Source organism: Ideonella sp., assembly GCF_044358605.1.
Lineage (GTDB): Bacteria > Pseudomonadota > Gammaproteobacteria > Burkholderiales > Burkholderiaceae_C > Ideonella.
The window spans coordinates 36,727-54,493 of sequence record NZ_JBIKNQ010000034.1 but is presented as its reverse complement, the minus strand read 5'-3'; the positions used below and the strand labels follow the sequence as shown (position 1 = coordinate 54,493).

Below are 17,767 nucleotides of genomic sequence, written 5' to 3'. Positions count from 1 at the left end.
GGACACCTACATCCGGTGGTACAACGAGGCACGGATCAAAGTCTCACTTGGAGCCCGCAGCCCGATCGAACATCGCCGGACGCTGGGGATCGCTGTTTAACCAGTCCAAGTTTTCTGCCGCACCCCCCCTTGGGCAGTATTGGATGTCGCCTGACACAAGAGCAAGGCGACGAATTTTCTGAGCTGCCTGTGCGGCAGTGAACATGACGCCAGGAAACCAAGACCCACCAGGGATTTTCTGAGCTGCCTGTGCGGCAGTGAACGATTGACGGTGCGACGGTCAACTCTTGGTCATTTTCTGAGCTGCCTGTGCGGCAGTGAACCGGCTGTTGCCCAGCGTCCAAGCCAGGCGGTTTTTCTGAGCTGCCTGTGCGGCAGTGAACGGCCGGCACAGACACCATTCCGCCATCAGAGTTTTCTGAGCTGCCTGTGCGGCAGTGAACGATACCCGCCAAGCTCTGCGGTATGGCAATAATTTCTGAGCTGCCTGTGCGGCAGTGAACTAGGTGACATTTGCGGTGGGGCCGCTGGGTGTTTTCTGAGCTGCCTGTGCGGCAGTGAACAGCCACTATGACATTGAGCCTGGCTCTGGCATTTTCTGAGCTGCCTGTGCGGCAGTGAACGGCCGTGGCCGCCGCTAGCTCGGCCTTTACTTTTTCTGAGCTGCCTGTGCGGCAGTGAACTGGAGACCACTTTGACAGACCAAAACCTTTTATTTCTGAGCTGCCTGTGCGGCAGTGAACTGCGTGGCGCTGGTCAGTGCCACCGTGCTTGTTTTCTGAGCTGCCTGTGCGGCAGTGAACGGGTAGCGGGCGCGCACCCGCAGCGCGCCGTTTTTCTGAGCTGCCTGTGCGGCAGTGAACGCAGAGGCACAACGCGGCGACATCGTTGATATTTTCTGAGCTGCCTGTGCGGCAGTGAACGAGCGAGAGCGCTCAGATGCTGATGTTGAGCATTTCTGAGCTGCCTGTGCGGCAGTGAACGGCACCTGGCTCAACGTGAGCCAACTGCTTTTTTTCTGAGCTGCCTGTGCGGCAGTGAACGACAAGGTGCTTGAGGCGCTGGAGAGGTTCAATTTCTGAGCTGCCTGTGCGGCAGTGAACAAGTTGACCCCGCGTAGGCTGGAACCTACCGGTTTCTGAGCTGCCTGTGCGGCAGTGAACGAGATTCGCAAGCAGATGGGCGGGCTCCTAAATTTCTGAGCTGCCTGTGCGGCAGTGAACTCGGTAAACAAGGTCATCATTCTTGGCAATGTTTTCTGAGCTGCCTGTGCGGCAGTGAACTTTGGTGGTGATGGTGTGCAGGGGCTCGCGCATTTCTGAGCTGCCTGTGCGGCAGTGAACGGTCTCCGATCATGCGGCCCTCCGGGTCTGTTTTTCTGAGCTGCCTGTGCGGCAGTGAACCTGCCACTGATGCCTGTGCCGCCTCTTTGGTGCTTTCTGAGCTGCCTGTGCGGCAGTGAACGATGCACACGCCGCTCAGGCGGCCTGTGGTTTTTTCTGAGCTGCCTGTGCGGCAGTGAACACCGCTGCATCATTGCCGACAACGTCACGGGTTTTCTGAGCTGCCTGTGCGGCAGTGAACCCTCTCTGGCCCAATAGCCTCGCTTTGGTGATTTTCTGAGCTGCCTGTGCGGCAGTGAACTGGGACCGGGCCTGCCAGCGCGCCGGGATTGATTTCTGAGCTGCCTGTGCGGCAGTGAACGGGTGCACCAACCACGCCGCCGCAATCAGCGCGTTTCTGAGCTGCCTGTGCGGCAGTGAACACCGGGGCTCGTCCCGCTTGGGGCCGGGGCTTTTTCTGAGCTGCCTGTGCGGCAGTGAACACCCCGGGCCTAGCGCCGCAGAGCTGGACTGATTTCTGAGCTGCCTGTGCGGCAGTGAACCTGTAGGCATAGCCCGCCAGGGTGCTGGTGTATTTCTGAGCTGCCTGTGCGGCAGTGAACGTGCTGCCCCTGGCCGCCAACAGCCCCACCCTTTTCTGAGCTGCCTGTGCGGCAGTGAACGCAGAGGCTTTGAAGCTGCCCGCCACCAGTTTTTTCTGAGCTGCCTGTGCGGCAGTGAACCTATCGTAGCGTTGGGTCGGCTCCATCTCTCATTTCTGAGCTGCCTGTGCGGCAGTGAACCCGATCTACAAGCGGGCTGCGAAGATCATCAATTTCTGAGCTGCCTGTGCGGCAGTGAACTTGTAATGGCTGTCGGCTCGCGCAAACAGGACTTTCTGAGCTGCCTGTGCGGCAGTGAACTCTGCGGATGTGCTGAACGAGTTCCCCAACGTTTTCTGAGCTGCCTGTGCGGCAGTGAACGTGTTGATTCTCCCGGTGGGGCTTATGACTGCTTTCTGAGCTGCCTGTGCGGCAGTGAACACTAAATAGTGTTGACAGCGCGTACACCATTTTTTCTGAGCTGCCTGTGCGGCAGTGAACTGAGCAGGCCATGAGCCAGCTATCAGCGCTAATTTCTGAGCTGCCTGTGCGGCAGTGAACTATTCAATCACTGTTTTTCTGGTGTGTCAATATTTCTGAGCTGCCTGTGCGGCAGTGAACAGTGGCAAACGTCCAAGTGTTCAGCCCATCAGTTTCTGAGCTGCCTGTGCGGCAGTGAACGATCGCGCTCCGCAAATAACGATCCGGCCAGCTTTCTGAGCTGCCTGTGCGGCAGTGAACTCATCCACGGCCAAGAGAAAGGGCTTCACTATTTTCTGAGCTGCCTGTGCGGCAGTGAACCCCGTCCTTGAACTGCTTTGCGATGCGCGGATTTTCTGAGCTGCCTGTGCGGCAGTGAACTTGTCGATCAACCACCGCGCCTCTGCCGGGCTTTTCTGAGCTGCCTGTGCGGCAGTGAACGCGCCGACCTTCACCACGATTTCACTGATGGTTTTCTGAGCTGCCTGTGCGGCAGTGAACGAAGCGGGTTGCGCTGCCCCTGATGGGCTACATTTCTGAGCTGCCTGTGCGGCAGTGAACGCAATGTCGGCGGCTGTTGGCTGAGTGGTTGGTTTCTGAGCTGCCTGTGCGGCAGTGAACACACCACCCCGACTATGTGCAAGTGCGCACAGTTTTCTGAGCTGCCTGTGCGGCAGTGAACGAAGTAGTCGTCGGCCTCGTCTTCAGCTGCTTTTTCTGAGCTGCCTGTGCGGCAGTGAACCTTGGAGGCGCCGACGATGCCGCTTTCGATCTTTTCTGAGCTGCCTGTGCGGCAGTGAACGATGTAGAGCGCGAACCATCCCGCCGCAACGATTTCTGAGCTGCCTGTGCGGCAGTGAACCGCAGCAATCTCAGGCACTGCGCGCAGGTTATTTTCTGAGCTGCCTGTGCGGCAGTGAACTCTGGCATGGTCTTCCACTTGCTGCCGCTCTTTTTCTGAGCTGCCTGTGCGGCAGTGAACGAGCAAGTCTCCACGCTGCGCCAGCGCTGGAATTTCTGAGCTGCCTGTGCGGCAGTGAACGGGGAGGTCTGAGCGGGTCATGCGGTGCGGAGTTTCTGAGCTGCCTGTGCGGCAGTGAACCATGTTGTTCTGAGTGGCGTGGTGCTGGAGGTTTTCTGAGCTGCCTGTGCGGCAGTGAACTGTCCTCTGGGCCAGCTAACCCATTGTGCCCAATGATGAAATCAGCCCGAGCCCGCATTCAACCCAACAAAACACAAGGCGCGCAAGTCCTTGATTTACAAGAGCTTGCGCGCCGCCTTCAAAAAAGGGTCAGAACCAGGGGGTCGTGGCGGTGGTGCTCAAACCATATGCATTGAAGCCACCCGCCGCAGCGGCAGAGCAGGGTGGACCCAGGCGCAAGAAGAGCATGAACGACTGCCCCGTGCTGGCACTGCGCACGGGCAAGAAGGGTAGCTTCAAGCTCTCTGCAGCGCTGTCGGGGATGCGCTCGCGAGCCTGCTCGGCCGTCAAGCCATGGCGCTTCATTTGGCGTCGCCGCAGCCGCTCCGGGCTGCTCTTGGCTTGCACGCGGCTTAGCTGGCGGTGCACCACATCTGCCGGGACCGTAGCCGTTGCACTCACTTGAACATGGTCCGTCATGCCACTCAGCCAAGGCAATGCCATCAATTGCCGCAGGCGCTCCGCAGTGCCTAAGACGCGCAGGGTTTGACCCAATCCCAAAGGCTTGTCTGAGTAGCCAGGGAAGGACACGGCCAAGTCCTCTGAATGCAATTGCACCAAAGCCCGATGCAACTTTGCATAGAGCGCGGCCAGAAGCTGGCTCGCCGGGAACTCCGGGTCAGGCCGTAAGTGGATGTCGAGGTAATGCGTCAGCATGGCCTCAGTCCTTGCCTGCGTCGCCAAACACACCGCCACGGATCAAGGTGGCCATCACAAAGTGTTGTTGCTCCAGTGCAGGCACCTTGTCTTTGAGCAGCCAGTTGTCCAGCAGATTGTAGAAGTCGATCTTGTCGCCCGGTTTGCGGCAAGCCTTGCCCAAGGTGGTGATGGAGCCATAGGGCTCGACCGCGATGGGGCCGACCTCGGCCACCTCGGGGTGCCAGGTGTCGATGGTGCGGATGGCATTGCCTAGCTTTTGAGAGTGAATGCCCGCCACATCGCTCACCACATAGAGTGTCTTGCTCTTGCCTGAGCTGGCTTTGTCCAAGATCAGCTCCTGCGAAGGGTAGACCTCCTGCCCTGCGCCAAGACGAGCAAAGGCGGTGACTTGAAGCAGGACATGCGTTGTGCCACTCAAGCCTGCCGCGATCACGTCCCCCAGCTCTTTCAGGGATGCTGCAGCAGAGCCTGCTTCGAAGTGACGCAAAGACAGCGCCAAACCGTCAAAGATCCAGGTCTTTTGGGCTGCCCCGTTGACGATGTGCTGGACTTGCACCTCCACCTGTTCTGCCCCCACACGGTTGCGCCACAGGAAGCGGCCGTTGGCCAAGTTGTAGGCATAGCGAGACGCCAGCTCACCAAAGCCAACGCCTTCCACATAGCCGCGCACGGTGGCCAACAGCTTGGTTTGGTATTCGGCGTTGTTGCAGGCGTTGGGCGTGCCCGCGCCGCTGAGCACCCGCAGCGAGAAACTTGCCTTCAGCGTGTCGGCGTCAGCGGGCAAGGTGGCCACATCAACGGTTTGTAGGTTCGGGTTCTCGATAGCGGCATCAAGTTTGGCCGGGTCTTGGTCTTTGGTCTTGAGGCGGTTGGAAATCGTGCCGCGCACAGACTTCTCGCGCACCGCCACAGGTGCCCAGCCCGACGGACTTTGACGGTCTTTCCATGAGCCCGAAAACAGCAGCGCATCAGAGGGGTCCAGCTTGCGTTCAAAGGCGAGAACAGAGGCGGTCTTGAGGGTGTTGGCAGTAGCCATGTTTGAATCTCCTTAAATTTGAATGAATGTCAGGCGGTGGCCGTGTCGGCCGTGGTGCCGGGGGTGTAGTCGTTACAGCAGCGGTAGGTGGCTTGCGCCTCACCTTCAGTGCGGGCATACCAAAGAAGGTCGTCCAAACTCTTCAGTCGGTGTGGGCTGATCCACTGGCCCATGGACCAGATCGTCTCGACAAACCGGAAGGGCGTCTTGGCGTCTCGGGCACCTGCCACGGTGCCCGGCGCATGCAGCTCAGACAGCGCCGTATAGCCCACGGGGATGGGCACAGTCCAACCTGGGCGCTTGTCCGTCTGCCAAGTCACCTCGCCGCCTTCCGTTTGAACCGCTCGATGGTTCCAGCGAGACAGGTCCAACCAGGCCTCTAGCACGTCGGTTTGGGGGTTAGCGGCCTTCATGTCGGCAAGGCGCTGCGCCATCAGATCGTGCCGCGATACCAATGCAAAGCCAGGAAGGCAGGCCCGCGCCAGTTTGCGCATCTGCTGTTGTGCTGCTTCTTCGCCTTGCGCCTCCAGTTCCAGGAATGGTTTTGGGCGGCGCTGGCGCCCACTGGGCAAGGGCGGCATCACGCTGCCACCCGCCAAGCGCATGCCCGCCAACTCATGGGCCACACGGCCTGCCAGGGCTTGGCGTTCCGCTTCACCCAAATGCGCCGAGGCAAGCTGAACGCTGAACACCAGAGTCAACTCCAAGTGCACACGCCCCTCTTCCACAATGCCAGCCGTGCTGCCATCGGCGCCGACCGGGTTGCGTGTCAAATGGAATGCCCGAGTGAAGCCCTCTGTGGTGACCTGCGCTTCAAAGTCGTGGCAAACCACGCCCACCGCTTTGAAGGCAATGCCGCTGTTTGGCCCCAAGCGCCGCTCCAGGCTCGTCATCAGGCCCAGAAATGCTGTCATGGCCGGGAAGCCCCAAGTCATAGGGCTGGAGATGGCATTGGCGTTTTGAACGCGCACCCGTGGCAACACCAGCAGAGCCCAGTGTTCAGGCTTGTCTGCAATCACGGTGGTCATGCGGCCTCCCGTGCAACGGTTTGAAGTTGCTCCTGCGCCTGCTTGCGCCACGCTGCAAACTCACTGTCGCCGACGGGCAGGGGGTTGCGCAACTGCGCATTCACCCAGCGCGCAAAGTCGCCCGCAATGTCGTCTTCGGTGTCTCCCATTGGGATGCCTGGGGGCTGCCCTTCTGGGTCCAACCATGTGCGTTGAGCCGCAGGCAGGGCACAGTCTTCCGACTGACTCCAACCCGGTTCCAGCGTCAGAAGTTCAGCTTGAAACTGAATCAGCTCGTCCAGCAAGGCGTCTACCCATGCGCGAACGCGCTGGCGTGTCTCCACGTTGGCTGGTGGCTTGTTCTCTAAGAACCGGCGCAAGGCACGGGCCTGCTGGGACACGCTGGGCCGCCGACCCCACACCTTGAACATACTGCTTACACCCAAGAGTGGTCGCACCGCCGCAGACTTCCAGACAGGTGGCACCGAGGCCAGCAGGCAGTTGTCTCCCCGGCGCTCGCTGTTCAACTGGCTGATGTTCTGAGGCTTGGTGCCCCCCAGCTTCTGAATGGCCATGTCGGGGTACTCGCGCACTGGGCGCGCATGGTGCTTGCCCTCCTTGCGGGCTGCACGGGCAGCCTTGGCCTCTTCACTGAAGCGGTCGTCCTGCAACTGCTGGTAGACCCGGTGCACCAATGACGTGGGGTACAGCGGTGCCAGCAGGTGATAGGCCTTGTCGTCATGGGCGGACTGATCGTCGCCGTCGAGCAACCAATACAACTGTTTGGCGTTAGTGTGGCTGCTGACTTTGGCGCGGCCTGCGGCCAAGCCTGCAAAAGCAGCAGCCCACTGTCGACCCACGACCTGGTCATCGCTGAGCGCGGCCACAAAGTCGGCATCGCCATTCACCGCGAGGTCCAGAAACCCTTGGTCTTCAGACTTGAGTTTCAAGAACTTGTAGACATCCAGCGCCGCAGCATTGCCCACGACATCGGACTCAAACTGATCGCCTAGGCAGTGCGTGCCAAAGTAGGCGCTCGGTTCAAGGGATGACGGAGGCCGGTACAGGCTGCTGCCCTTGGCTTCGGGGTGAATGGGCTTGAGCGAGTGGGTGACGGCCTGGATCTGGACCACACGGCGCGCCGCGTCTTCCAGCCAAGCTGAAGGTTCGAACTGCGCCTGCAGCTCGGATCGTTTGGGGTCGTCGGGCGAGAGCTTTTCTAGCTTTCCATCAAGGCGCTCCTGGAGAAAGCCTTTGATGAGTAGACGCAGCTCCGCTCGTCGTCCCGTCTGGGGCGTAGACATATCGAGGGTTCCCTAGTTTCTTGCCGCAAGGCGCGGCGCTTAGAATCCCCCAGGAACACTGTCCCAGGGGCGGTTGAATGCGGCAGCAATGCCGCTCAAACCCTCCTGAACGGGTGACGACTAGTCACAGAAGAACCTCCTTGGTCGTCTAACCTCGACCAGTAGGTGCCACGGCGGGATGAACGCAGGGCGGTGTTGTGGATGGCTCAACGGTGTTGCAGCACCGTTGAGTCTTCCTTTTGTGCGAAGAGATCATAATTCGTCAACCAGTACAGTGATAGTTTTTCTCACTGCTGTAAAGCAGCTAAGAAAAGTACGGCGATGGTTTTGCTCGCCTACTTCCACTGCCGCACAGGCAGCGCTCGGTGATGGCGGCTGCAGCCGCCATCACCGCCTTTTCCAGAACCCGAGCGCTGGGTGCGAGTACCACCCGCTTTCGTTGGTCGGGACGTTCACCGCTCCGAATCGCGTCGCACACCATTCCAGCGATTGATCCATGGATTCGGCCAAGGCAATCAGCTCAGTCATGTAGTCCTGCACCCCCCAGACCGATACCGAGCTGCTCATCAATGCCGACTCTGCCAGGCGCGTATGGAGTTCGCCTTCCACGGGCATGTAGAGCTTTTCTCCTCGCTTGCCGCCCTTCATGTCTTCGACCTGGTGCAACACGGCGTGCTCGCCGTCACCATCCGGCAACAAAACCAATGAGACTTCACGCTGATTGGCGTCATCTCGAAACGGTTGTGCCTGTTGCAGCAAGCCGGTGAGCAATGCCTGCTGGGGCTGCGTGCGCCACCAAGTGCTGGCGTTGACCTCAACCGGGGCGGATGGCCCTTTTCTTCCCGACTTTGCAGGGGCTCTGGGTAGCATCTGATCGCGCATGCGTGCGTGCTCTAGATCAGCCAGTTGGCTTTGCGGGCTCAGTGCCTGATCAGGTGCGCAAACAATGCGAGGTCGAGCGTCTAGGCTGGTCAGGACGTGGCTGTCGAGCAGATCGGTCAGGTCATGGCTAGTGAGCCGGAAGGCACCCGTGTTGGCTTCAAAACCGGGTTTGCAAAACGCCGCTTCTGTGGGGTGCGTGAAGCTGCGCAGGTTGCGGCTGAAGACGTGTACGTTGGTGCCTTGGCACTCACCAGGGCGATGGCGCCGAACACGACCCAAGAGCTGGATCAGCGAGCGCAATGATGAAGGCTCCACCACCGCCCAGTCATAGTCGTGGTCCCGCCCGACTTCGGTGACGGGCGAGCCTAACACGATGAACAAATGATCGTCCTCGTCGCTGCCTTGCAGGTGCTCCCGGATGTTGGCCAGCTCGAGCACCGCGTTGGGGACATGACGTTTGAGCGTGGCGTCCAACTGCCGCTCTAGAGATGAGCGAATCAGCAAGGGGTGGCGCGAGTGATAGACGCAGAGGTGAACCCTAAGGCCACTGGGTACGCCTTGCGCAAACATCGCCAGCGCCACTTGAATCAGAGGCTCCACATTCGCCATGCGAACCAGCCCGAAGCTGACCCGCTTGCCAGTGTGTGGGTCCACGCTGTGATTCTTGGCGTGCAGTTCGCTGGCTGACTGAAGCGCCGCCTCTGCAAAGGCCTTGCAAGCCTTGTCGCGGTCCTTGCTTAGGCCTTCCAGCGGGCGCAGCATCACCCTGCGCCTGGGTGCCGAGGCCTGCTGGGCCAAGGCTTCAGCGCGTGCCTGTACAAACCCTTGATGCTGTTGGGCAAAGTCGCTCGCTTCGGCACAACTGGCGTCATGCTGCTTGAACTCGTCTGTCCATAGGCAGCAAATGAGCGGGCGAGACAGCCCGGCGACCGGCCGAGCACCACGATTGGCTTGGAACTGTTGTCGCCCCGCCGCATAGGCCTCGAAAAGCCCGTGAACCAAGGCCGGAGGCAGCGTGGCCGAAGAGAGCAATACCCGCGACCCTAGCAGGCCAGCCCAGTGCACTAACCGCGTCAGGGCTGGAAGGTCGGCTAGGTCAAAGTCATCGGGTTCATCCAGCACCAAGTCGCCGCTCATCAAACGCAGCATGGGTGCAATCTGTCGGCCACCGCGTTGGCTCTCAGTGGCAGGGGTGAGGTGGTCAACCGTGCACACCAGCAGCGGTGCCAGCAACAGCTTGCGCACTTCGGGGTCCGCCACAGCACGCTGAAGTAAGGGGTGCTTGTCGTGCTGGCCTTCGTAGAGCACATGACCGCCTTCTTCCTCGAACAAGGCCTGGCGTGAGGTCGACCCTGTGGCTTCGGCCAACTGTTCGAAATGCTCGAACAACATGCGGTTAGGTGCTCCACCTACACGAATGGCCAGCTCGTCGTCTTCCAAGTTCAGCAAGTGCCTAAAGGATTGCCCGGTTTGCAAGGTTAGCGTGCGCAGGCCCATGGCGAAGGCGCAGCGCATGCCAAGCAGCGGGTTCGCCAGGGCGTACATGATGCGGGCATTGGCCAGCGTCTTACCGCATCCCGTGGAGGCCATGTTGACGATGAACGCGCCGTTCTCTTGACTCTTGGTGCGCAGACTGCACGCGAGGTCAAAGGCCTTGTCTTGCCATCGATACCGCTCGCTCTCTGAGCGCTGTTTGAGCTTCCGGTGTTTGGCGAGGCGGGGGAGATGGCGCTCAAATAAAGGCAGGAATCTGGCGACCTCCGCGCTGTGTTGCGCAACGCCGACCAAGTGTTCGTCCAGGCTTTGATTGGTATGCGACCTACCTTGCTTGTCTCGGCGCGTGTTGGCGGCCAAGGGGCTTGGCTCAGCAATGGTCACGCGACCGCGAACGGACTTGTTCTCAGAGTCGACTTCTAGGCTGGAATAGTGGTGGTCCGCCAGCATCAGAGCAAGGCGCGCCAAGTGCAGCACGTAGGGGTTGTTCATCAAGCACAGCGCCGCCTCGGTGCCTGCATAGGCCCCTAGGCGCTTTGCGATGCGCTTCGCCCTGTGCTGCCATTCCGGGGTGCTGACTGGGAGTCCGTGTGGGAAGGTCCAGTACGGCTCTATCGTGTCCGTCGTCGCGTTCTTGAACTCCTCTTCGTTCCAGTCGGCGATGAGCAGCCCAAGGCCAGCGTCTACGAGACTGCTTTGGAAATTGGACCCAAAAGGCAGCACTGGCAAACGGTGATGCGTGACCACCAGCCAGCCCAAAGCCGTGGCCAGTGGAGCGTGTGCAAGGCTCTTGAAAGGGGACAGATTCGGTTGATTGGGCTTGTCTTGGTAGAGCGGCTTCAACCATTGGTCTACCTCTCCCGCAATCGGGCTGGCCAGACGCGCGAGCCATCCAGCGTCGGTATCCTGGCCAACAAAGGCCTCCAACAGCCGCAGAGAAACCCATTCGTGGCGAATGAGGTTGCGTCCCTTGAGCTTGTTGTTGAGCCGGTCTTGAAAAGCTTGGATCGCCTTGCCCAGGTCATGCATCAGGCCAGCCATATCGGCCAGCAGGCGAATCAACTCACCGTGGTGCCAGTCGTTTTGGTCGTGTTCACGCAGAACGTTGCGCATCGTCGTGTTGGTGGGCACCGCACCTTGATCATTGAACCGAGACGCATCCCCCACCGTCCACAGCAGCTCGCTATGGTCTAGACCCCGTATCCAATGGCAGGCCACGGTGGTGTTCTTGCGAGCGGTTTTGCGCAGCAGCTTGCGCAAGGTGTCCAGCCCGTCTTGGGTGATGGGGGTTTGCCAGGTGCGGTCGCCGCGTCGCTCGGCAAATTGGTCAAGGATGCGGCGGGTTTCGGTCAAGGCGCGTTTGTCGCACTGAGAGATGAGCAGGACATTCATGGCTCACTCCTGTGCTGCGGGCGTCATCTTGCTGACGGTAGCCGCCGTGAGCTTGATGGTGTCGATCATGAAGTCCAGCGCCTCGGTGCGGGTCAAGGTCTCGATGCACGCTTGGCGAAACTCCTGTTCGCTGTGGCCTTTGGCCGCCGAGAGAAACGCTTGGGGCAGGATGACGGCGTCTTTGATCAAGTCTGCAATGTCAAACACCAAACCACCACGCCGTGTCTTGCCATGGAGAACGGCCAGCGAGTGGGGAATGCCCAAGACCCAGGCAGCTGTGGCCCCCAGGCCATAAGCCAAGTAGTTGCCGTGGTCTAAGAATTGATTGGCGGAATCATGACTCTCGCCACGCTTGGCGCGCGTGAAGTCGCCGTACTTGGCGGCTTGGCTGGCAAGGCGGTAGAGCTGCTTGGTGAGCCGACCTTCTTCCGTGAGTAAGGCGGTGACATCTCGGGCGCTGCCAATCGCCGAATTGCTGGTCGAAATGAGGGCGTTCAGCTCGTCAAGCGGGGCTTCAAAGCCTTGCTCCTTGAGAGATTTGCTGCGTGCCCAATGCGTGCTGAGGCGGTCGAGCCGGGCCACCTGAAAGCTGCGTGCTGCCGCCAACCTCAAGTCGTCATGAAACCAAAAGCGCACCCATTGCTGCAGATACTCTGTAGGGCGGTACTCACTCTGGCCGGGCAACCAGGCCACTTCTAGGCTCTGCTCGGTACCTGCAAACAGCGGGGTTCCGCCACCGCCACAAAACCCCAGCATCACACCCGCTTTGGCCAGCTCTCTGACGGCGGCTTGGGTCACGGAGGTTCCGGTGCCCAACAGCACTGTGGTGGTGTTGGCGATGGGGATGTTCCAGTACAGCGACTCCTTGCCGCGCTCGGTCACATATTCGACACGCCCGCCGTTGACCAGGATACGGCAGTGCTCAAGGTAATAAATGTTGGCGCGCTTGGAATGAAGAATGGACTTCAAGTCGCCTGCTGAGATGTCTTGCACCACGGCTCTCCTCTGTGTTTATGGAGCCAGTCTGTTCGTCCACTGGCTCATAGGATGCGCCACTGTACAAACGATCAGCTCTTTCCAGAGGTCGGGTGTTTCCTCAATCGCCTGCTGGTTTAGCTACCATGCTAACCCCTGGAGTGACGGCGCTGATCGGCGACGGCGTGTTCCGCTGGCACCAAAGCGGCACTGCACTGCTTTGACAAAAGTATCGAACTCGATACATTTGGGTGGCATAGCCAAGGAGATTTGAATCATGTCACTCAGGACTGTGCCCTTCGATGTCGTGAGCGAGCTGGACAACGACGCCGCGATGCATGAGTACCTGTCGCAGGTTTTCGCCGACGGAGATTCCGACGAGATTTTGCGGGCGCTGGGCCATGTGGCTCGTGCCCGAGGAATGGCGCAGTTGGCAGCCGACAGCGGCTTGGGGCGCGAAAACCTCTACAACGCCTTGAAGCCGGGGGCCAAGCCTCGCTTTGACACCATCTTGCGGGTGTGCCACGCCCTGGGCGTGCATTTAGAGCCGCGACCCATTCAGCCCGTGGCTTAAGGCTCTATCAATCCACCACCCCCAACACCACCTCAGACGCCTGAACCAGCGCCACCACCGCGCTGCCTACTTGCAGGCCCATGTCGGCCACGGCGGCCTGGGTGATGATGGCGACGATGTGGGCGCCTTGCGGGGTGTGTACCAGCACTTCGGCGTTGACGGCGCCGGGGGTGATTTGGGCCACGGTGCCGGGCCATTGGTTGCGGGCAGAGAGCTTGGCGCCTGTCCCTAAGTCGGCAGCCAGCATCACGGCGCTGGCTTTGACCAGGGCGATGACGGTTTGCTTGGGGCGCAGGCCCAGGGCCTGGGTGCTCTCGTGGGTGATGGTGGCCCACAGGCGCTGGCCGCTGGGCAGGGCCAGCTCGACTTCGTCGTTCACGGCCCCGGCGCGCAGCGTGGCCACGCTGCCCACCCATTGGTTGCGGGCGCTGGTTTTCATGGTCATCACGTTCAGCAGGCTGAAGGGCTGGCTCAGGTCCAGCCCGTGTTGGTCGAGGTGGCTCACAAAGCGTTGGTGTACGGCGTCCACCTCTTCGTAACGCTCAATCAAAGCCATTCCATAGGCCGTGATCTTGGCGCCGCCGCCGCCTTTGCCGCCGGTGCTGCGCTCTACAAGGGGCTGGCTGGCGCGCTCGTTCATGGCGTGGATGGCGTCCCAGGCGGCTTTGTAGCTCATGCCAAAGGCTTTGGCCGCCGCCGTGATGCTGCCGTGCTGGGCCACGGCCTTGAGCAGGGCGATGCGGCCGTGGCCGCCCAGCGGCTGGTCACCGGCGGCGAGCCACATGGAGCCTTGCAGGCTGAGCCGGGGCCGTTTGGGGGGGGCGGGGCATGGTGGGTCTTGAGGTGTCAGGGGCGGGGGGAGGGCAGGCGCAGCACCTCGCCGCCCAAAGCGGCCACGTCGTGCTCGTCATGGGTGATCAGCAGCACCGGCAGGGCCAGCTCGGCCAGCAGGGCGGCCAGGTCATCTCGCAGGCGTTGGCGCAGGGCGGGGTCCAGGGCGGCAAAGGGCTCGTCCAGCAGCAGGGCGCTGGGCTGGCTCATCAATGCACGGGCCAAGGCGGTGCGCTGTTTTTGCCCGCCGCTGATCTGGTGCGGCAGGTGCTGCGCCACGGCGTTCAGGCCCATGCGGGCCAGCATGTGTTGGACGGCCTCTGGCGTGTGGCGAGTGCTGGGGTTGCGCCAGCCGCTGCTCAGCGCAAAGCCGATGTTTTGCGCCACGCTGAGGTGGGGGAAGAGGGCATAGTCTTGCGCCACCCAGCCCAGGCGGCGCTGATGGGCGGGGGTGTGGATGCGGGCGGCATGGTCAAACAAGGTGTCGCCTTGCAGCCGGATGTGGCCATCATCCGGCCGCAGCACGCCGGCCACCATCTTCATGGTTTGGGTTTTGCCGCTGCCGCTCACACCCAGCAAGATGAGGCGCGGGGCGTGGGACTGCACGGCCACGTTCAGCGTGAAGGTGTGTTGGGCATGCGGCCAGTGCTTGCGCAGGGCCAGGTCCCAGATGGGTACGGCGCCGTTCATCGCAAACGCTCCTGCTGTCGGCCTTGCCAGGGTGAGAGCCGCCCCGCTAGCAGCAGCACGCTGATGCACACGGCAGAGATGATCAGCACTAGGTGTAGCGCCGCCTCGTCCTGCCCGGCTTGTACGGCCTCATACACCGCGATGGACAAGGTTTGGGTTTTACCGGCAATGGACCCGGCCACCATCAACGTGGCGCCAAACTCGCCCAGGGCGCGCGCAAAGGCCAGCAGCAGCCCGGCCAAGATGCCGCGCCAGGCCAGCGGCACAGAGACCCGAAAGAACACGGCCCATTCGCTCAGGCCCAAGCTGCGGGCCGCGTCTTCCAGCGTGGCGTCCACGCCTTCAAAGGCTGCGCGGGCGGCCTTGAACACCAGCGGAAAGGCCACGATGGTGGCGGCAATCACCGCGCCTTGCCAGGTGAAGATCAGCCGCACGCCAAAGGTCTGCAATAACCACGCACCCAGCGGGCCTTGGCTGCCGATCAGCACCAGCAGGTAATAGCCCAGCACGGTGGGTGGCAGCACCATGGGCAGGGTCAAGGTGGCGTCGATCAGGTCGCGCGCCAGGCGCCAGCGCGGTGGCCCCAGCCGGGCCAAGGCCCAACCGGCGCCTACACCCAAGATGAGGTTCAGCGCGGTGGCCCAGCCGGCCACCTTCAAGGTCAGCAGCAGGGGTGTCCAGACGCTGTCCATCGCTGCTTTATTCAGGGTTTGCCAAAGCCATACTTGGCCAACACGGCTTGGGCTGCAGGCTGCAGCAAAAAGGCCACAAAACGCTGGGCCTCTACCGGGTTGGGGGCGGCCTTCAAGGCGGCGGCCGGGTAGCGCACCGGGCGCGTGGTGGGCACGGTAAAGGCCACGCGCACTTTGTCGGGCATCAGGGCGGCGTCGGTGGCATAGACGAAACCGGCGTCCACCTCGGCGCGCGCCACATAGTCCAAGGCTTGGCGCACGGTGTTGGCGCCAATCATCTTGGGCTCAATGCCAGCCCAGCGTCCTTCGGCTTCCAGCACGCTCTTGGTGTAGCGGCCCACGGGCACGCTGGCGGGCAAGCCAATGGCAATGCGGGCATAGCGGGCGGTGCTCAGGTCGGCGGTGCTCTTGGGCGTGTGGGCGGCGCTGCGGGGCACCACCACCACCAGGGTGTTGGTGGCGATGTCTCGGCGCTGCTCTGCCGCCACCAAGCCCTGGCTTTGGGCTTGGTTCATGGTCTCTTGATCCGCGCTCACCAGCACATCCACCGGCGCTCCCTTGCTGGCCTGGGCCAGCAGTGCGCCCGAGGCGCCAAAGTTGAACTGCACGGTGCTGCCGGGGTGAGCGGCTTCATACAGCGGCTTCAGGTCTTTGAAGGCGTTGCTCAGGCTGCTGGCGGCGCTCACCGTCACTTCGCCCGCTTGCGCGCCCAGCACGCAGAGGCATAAGCCCCCAAGTACGGTGAGGCGGGTCAGGTGTTGGCGCAGCGGCGGCATCTTCAGGTTGGCAAGGCAAGCGATGTATATAAGTATATATAGCGCTCGCATTGGCCTGCCGTGCGCCAGCGCAAAGTCAAAATCAACATAGCCCTGCACGCTGCCTCGCGAGCGATATGGCCGCCCAGACACGACGCGGCGCTGGCTATGATGCCCACCATGCAGCACCCCGAGATCAGCCTGGCCGCGATTCACGACGACGGCAGCGGCAACGTCCACGCCCTGTTGCGGGCCTTGGTGGCGGAGTGGCGCGCCCAAGGGCACGATGTGCAAGGCTTGCTGACCCGCCCCGGCCCGCCAGGTGCGGCTTGCAGCGCTGACATGGTCTTGATCGACGTGGTCACCGGTGAGGACTACCTGATCAGCCAAAACCTGGGCAAAGAGGCCCAAGGCTGCCGCGCCGACCCGGCCGGTTTTGCGCGGGCCAGCCAAGTGCTGCGCCGCGCGGCAGACACGCCCGCAGCGCTGGCGGTGTCCAACCGCTTTGGCAAGTTGGAGAGCCTGGGCGAAGGCTTTGCCGACGAACTGATGGCCTTGCTCAGCGCCGGCGTGCCGGTGCTGACGGTGGTGTCAGCCCAGCACCGCGAGGCCTGGGATGCCTTCACGGGTGGGGCACCGGTGTTGGCTGCTGATGCGCAGGTGGTGCAGGCGTGGTGGCTGTCCTTACAGCACGCGTCTTAGAGCCCGCACCTTCTTCCAGAGCAAGGCTTTGGGCATGTGAATGGCCATGGCGCTCATGCAGCGCTCCAGCCAGCCCTCACGGGTTTGGAGCCGGTCGATGGCCCAGGCTAAATCTCGCCGAATGGCTGCACCATAGGCCGCTTCGGCCTTGGTGATGGCCGCGCGCAGGGCGGGCAGGCGCAGCGACATCAGGCCTAAGTCGATGATGTCCCGGCTGAAGGCGCCGTCATCGGCATGACGGTCGGCGTTGGCCAGCAACTTGGAGCAGGCCAGGTCCAGCGACGTGAGTGTGTGAATGCCACACAGCATGTCGTCAGAGCCAGGGGCAACCAGGGTGATGCGGGCTTCGCGCACGATCTCCAGTTTGATCAACTGCCCATCCATCTGCACCCAGGTTCGGATGCCGTATTGGTCGGCACGCAAGTCGCGCGGGGTGATCAGGGGCTGGGCCTGGGCGCGCACCAGCGCATTCAAGCCTTGAGGGCCGGTCAAAAGAAGGCGCAGGGCTCGGTAGCCGTCGGCATCAGAAACCAGAAAGTCCATGTCCACCGACTCGCGGTATTCACCAAACCGCAGCGCAATGCAGGTCCCGCCGCCAAACCAGCAGGCATGGGCACGCAGCAGTTCACCATCCAAAGCGGCCAACACATGGGCAATGCGTTGATGATGTGGCCGCTCAAACAAAGTGCCTCCCGAAGGCTGTACGGAGTGCGTTGAGCAAGGCCCGCTCTGAGGGGCTCATGGCTGAGGCGTCTAGGTGCCGCGCATTGCGCTCGTAGATGTCCAGGGCTTCGGCGGCAGTCAGGCGCTCGCTGGTTTTGACCTGCCAGGCCAGTGCTTTGAGTTGTGGGTAGTCGGCCAGCCGGATGTGGACGGGAATATGGTCTTCCAAAGGCGGGGTGGTGGTGGCGGCAAGCTCTGGGCCAGTGGCCGTCAAGCCCAGGCCTAAAGCGGCCAGCACATTGGTCCAGGCGCCCGCCGTGACGGACGGCTCGCCCCGTTCAATGCGATGTAGGGTCATGCGCGACACGCCAGCGGCCTCGGCGGTGACGGTGGCACTGATGCCCAGCGACTTGCGTTGGGCGTGAATCTGCTCGCCTATCTGCTTGAGCAGGGCGACAGACGGTGCTGTGGTGAGTGGAGCGGTCGATGGCATTTGTATCTCATT

At 61.7% G+C, this 17,767-nt stretch carries 15 protein-coding genes and 1 CRISPR repeat array; of the genes, 3 read left to right on the top strand and 12 right to left on the bottom strand.

Annotated features, from left to right (window positions below; translation table 11 throughout):
- A partial coding sequence (locus ACIQ3Q_RS13245) for an IS3 family transposase (protein WP_396269573.1) occupies positions 1–100 on the top strand: 100 nt, incomplete at its 5' end.
- Between the two features lie 75 nt (positions 101–175).
- A CRISPR array of direct repeats spans positions 176–3,566; the repeat unit is 28 nt; unit sequence TTTCTGAGCTGCCTGTGCGGCAGTGAAC.
- A 129-nt stretch (positions 3,567–3,695) separates the two neighbouring features.
- On the opposite strand, the gene cas6f is transcribed toward ACIQ3Q_RS13245, so the two are convergent.
- The 6 genes from cas6f to cas1f form a co-directional block, all read right to left on the bottom strand.
- Positions 3,696–4,262 carry a type I-F CRISPR-associated endoribonuclease Cas6/Csy4 gene (gene cas6f, locus ACIQ3Q_RS13240; protein WP_396269569.1) on the bottom strand — a complete coding sequence of 189 codons (567 nt, stop codon included), beginning with the start codon at positions 4,260–4,262 and terminating at the stop codon, positions 3,696–3,698.
- A 4-nt stretch (positions 4,263–4,266) separates the two neighbouring features.
- On the bottom strand, positions 4,267–5,301 hold the full coding sequence (gene csy3 / locus ACIQ3Q_RS13235; RefSeq protein ID WP_396269568.1) for a type I-F CRISPR-associated protein Csy3: 1,035 nt from the start codon (positions 5,299–5,301) through the stop codon (positions 4,267–4,269).
- Between the two features lie 29 nt (positions 5,302–5,330).
- Positions 5,331–6,329 (bottom strand): type I-F CRISPR-associated protein Csy2, encoded by a 999-nt coding sequence (gene csy2 / locus ACIQ3Q_RS13230; protein WP_396269567.1) that lies wholly within the window; start codon positions 6,327–6,329, stop codon positions 5,331–5,333.
- Entirely contained in the window at positions 6,326–7,612 is a 1,287-nt protein-coding gene (gene csy1 / locus ACIQ3Q_RS13225; protein WP_396269566.1) for a type I-F CRISPR-associated protein Csy1, read from the bottom strand. Before csy1 ends, csy2 begins: the two co-directional genes overlap by 4 nt.
- 387 nt (positions 7,613–7,999) lie before the next feature.
- Complete coding sequence (gene cas3f / locus ACIQ3Q_RS13220) at positions 8,000–11,380, bottom strand: type I-F CRISPR-associated helicase Cas3f (RefSeq protein ID WP_396269565.1); 3,381 nt, start codon at positions 11,378–11,380, stop codon at positions 8,000–8,002.
- Positions 11,381–11,383: 3 nt separating this feature from the next.
- Positions 11,384–12,373 carry a type I-F CRISPR-associated endonuclease Cas1f gene (gene cas1f / locus ACIQ3Q_RS13215; RefSeq protein WP_396269564.1) on the bottom strand — a complete coding sequence of 330 codons (990 nt, stop codon included), beginning with the start codon at positions 12,371–12,373 and terminating at the stop codon, positions 11,384–11,386.
- Between the two features lie 259 nt (positions 12,374–12,632).
- Between cas1f and ACIQ3Q_RS13210 the strand changes: the two genes are divergently transcribed.
- Complete coding sequence (locus ACIQ3Q_RS13210) at positions 12,633–12,929, top strand: addiction module antidote protein (RefSeq protein WP_396269563.1); 297 nt, start codon at positions 12,633–12,635, stop codon at positions 12,927–12,929.
- A 7-nt stretch (positions 12,930–12,936) separates the two neighbouring features.
- Here ACIQ3Q_RS13210 and ACIQ3Q_RS13205 read toward each other — a convergent pair whose 3' ends face one another.
- The 4 genes from ACIQ3Q_RS13205 to modA form a co-directional block, all read right to left on the bottom strand.
- Positions 12,937–13,713, bottom strand: a complete 777-nt coding sequence (locus tag ACIQ3Q_RS13205; protein WP_396269562.1) for a TOBE domain-containing protein — start codon at positions 13,711–13,713, stop codon at positions 12,937–12,939.
- A 62-nt stretch (positions 13,714–13,775) separates the two neighbouring features.
- Complete coding sequence (locus ACIQ3Q_RS13200) at positions 13,776–14,450, bottom strand: ABC transporter ATP-binding protein (protein ID WP_396269560.1); 675 nt, start codon at positions 14,448–14,450, stop codon at positions 13,776–13,778.
- Positions 14,447–15,142, bottom strand: coding sequence for a molybdate ABC transporter permease subunit (gene modB / locus ACIQ3Q_RS13195; RefSeq protein ID WP_396269559.1), 696 nt, complete (start codon positions 15,140–15,142; stop codon positions 14,447–14,449). Before modB ends, ACIQ3Q_RS13200 begins: the two co-directional genes overlap by 4 nt.
- An 11-nt stretch (positions 15,143–15,153) precedes the next feature.
- Positions 15,154–15,918, bottom strand: a complete 765-nt coding sequence (gene modA / locus ACIQ3Q_RS13190; protein WP_396269558.1) for a molybdate ABC transporter substrate-binding protein — start codon at positions 15,916–15,918, stop codon at positions 15,154–15,156.
- Positions 15,919–16,077: 159 nt separating this feature from the next.
- Here modA and ACIQ3Q_RS13185 point away from each other — a divergent pair, with 159 nt between their 5' ends.
- Complete coding sequence (locus ACIQ3Q_RS13185; RefSeq protein ID WP_396269557.1) at positions 16,078–16,599, top strand: DUF2478 domain-containing protein; 522 nt, start codon at positions 16,078–16,080, stop codon at positions 16,597–16,599.
- On the opposite strand, the gene ACIQ3Q_RS13180 is transcribed toward ACIQ3Q_RS13185, so the two are convergent.
- Together ACIQ3Q_RS13180 and ACIQ3Q_RS13175 are read right to left on the bottom strand one after the other, a co-directional pair.
- On the bottom strand, positions 16,582–17,283 hold the full coding sequence (locus ACIQ3Q_RS13180) for a nucleotidyl transferase AbiEii/AbiGii toxin family protein (RefSeq protein WP_396269556.1): 702 nt from the start codon (positions 17,281–17,283) through the stop codon (positions 16,582–16,584). The two genes, ACIQ3Q_RS13185 and ACIQ3Q_RS13180, sit on opposite strands and share 18 nt — an antisense overlap.
- On the bottom strand, positions 17,276–17,755 hold the full coding sequence (locus tag ACIQ3Q_RS13175) for a helix-turn-helix domain-containing protein (protein ID WP_396269555.1): 480 nt from the start codon (positions 17,753–17,755) through the stop codon (positions 17,276–17,278). The genes ACIQ3Q_RS13180 and ACIQ3Q_RS13175 overlap by 8 nt, the downstream gene beginning before the upstream one ends.
- Positions 17,756–17,767 lie beyond the last annotated feature (12 nt).

Bases quoted from the DNA above. Each gene is read 5' to 3' on its own strand.
- ACIQ3Q_RS13175 (WP_396269555.1), bottom strand. From the start codon at position 17,755: ATGCCATCGACCGCTCCACTCACCACAGCACCGTCTGTCGCCCTGCTC.
- ACIQ3Q_RS13185 (WP_396269557.1), top strand. From the start codon at position 16,078: ATGCAGCACCCCGAGATCAGCCTGGCCGCGATTCACGACGACGGCAGC.
- modB (WP_396269559.1), bottom strand. From the start codon at position 15,142: ATGGACAGCGTCTGGACACCCCTGCTGCTGACCTTGAAGGTGGCCGGC.
- ACIQ3Q_RS13210 (WP_396269563.1), top strand. From the start codon at position 12,633: ATGTCACTCAGGACTGTGCCCTTCGATGTCGTGAGCGAGCTGGACAAC.
- ACIQ3Q_RS13200 (WP_396269560.1), bottom strand. From the start codon at position 14,450: ATGAACGGCGCCGTACCCATCTGGGACCTGGCCCTGCGCAAGCACTGG.
- ACIQ3Q_RS13205 (WP_396269562.1), bottom strand. From the start codon at position 13,713: ATGTGGCTCGCCGCCGGTGACCAGCCGCTGGGCGGCCACGGCCGCATC.
- cas6f (WP_396269569.1), bottom strand. From the start codon at position 4,262: ATGCTGACGCATTACCTCGACATCCACTTACGGCCTGACCCGGAGTTC.
- csy3 (WP_396269568.1), bottom strand. From the start codon at position 5,301: ATGGCTACTGCCAACACCCTCAAGACCGCCTCTGTTCTCGCCTTTGAA.
- csy1 (WP_396269566.1), bottom strand. From the start codon at position 7,612: ATGTCTACGCCCCAGACGGGACGACGAGCGGAGCTGCGTCTACTCATC.
- csy2 (WP_396269567.1), bottom strand. From the start codon at position 6,329: ATGACCACCGTGATTGCAGACAAGCCTGAACACTGGGCTCTGCTGGTG.
- modA (WP_396269558.1), bottom strand. From the start codon at position 15,918: ATGCCGCCGCTGCGCCAACACCTGACCCGCCTCACCGTACTTGGGGGC.
- cas3f (WP_396269565.1), bottom strand. From the start codon at position 11,380: ATGAATGTCCTGCTCATCTCTCAGTGCGACAAACGCGCCTTGACCGAA.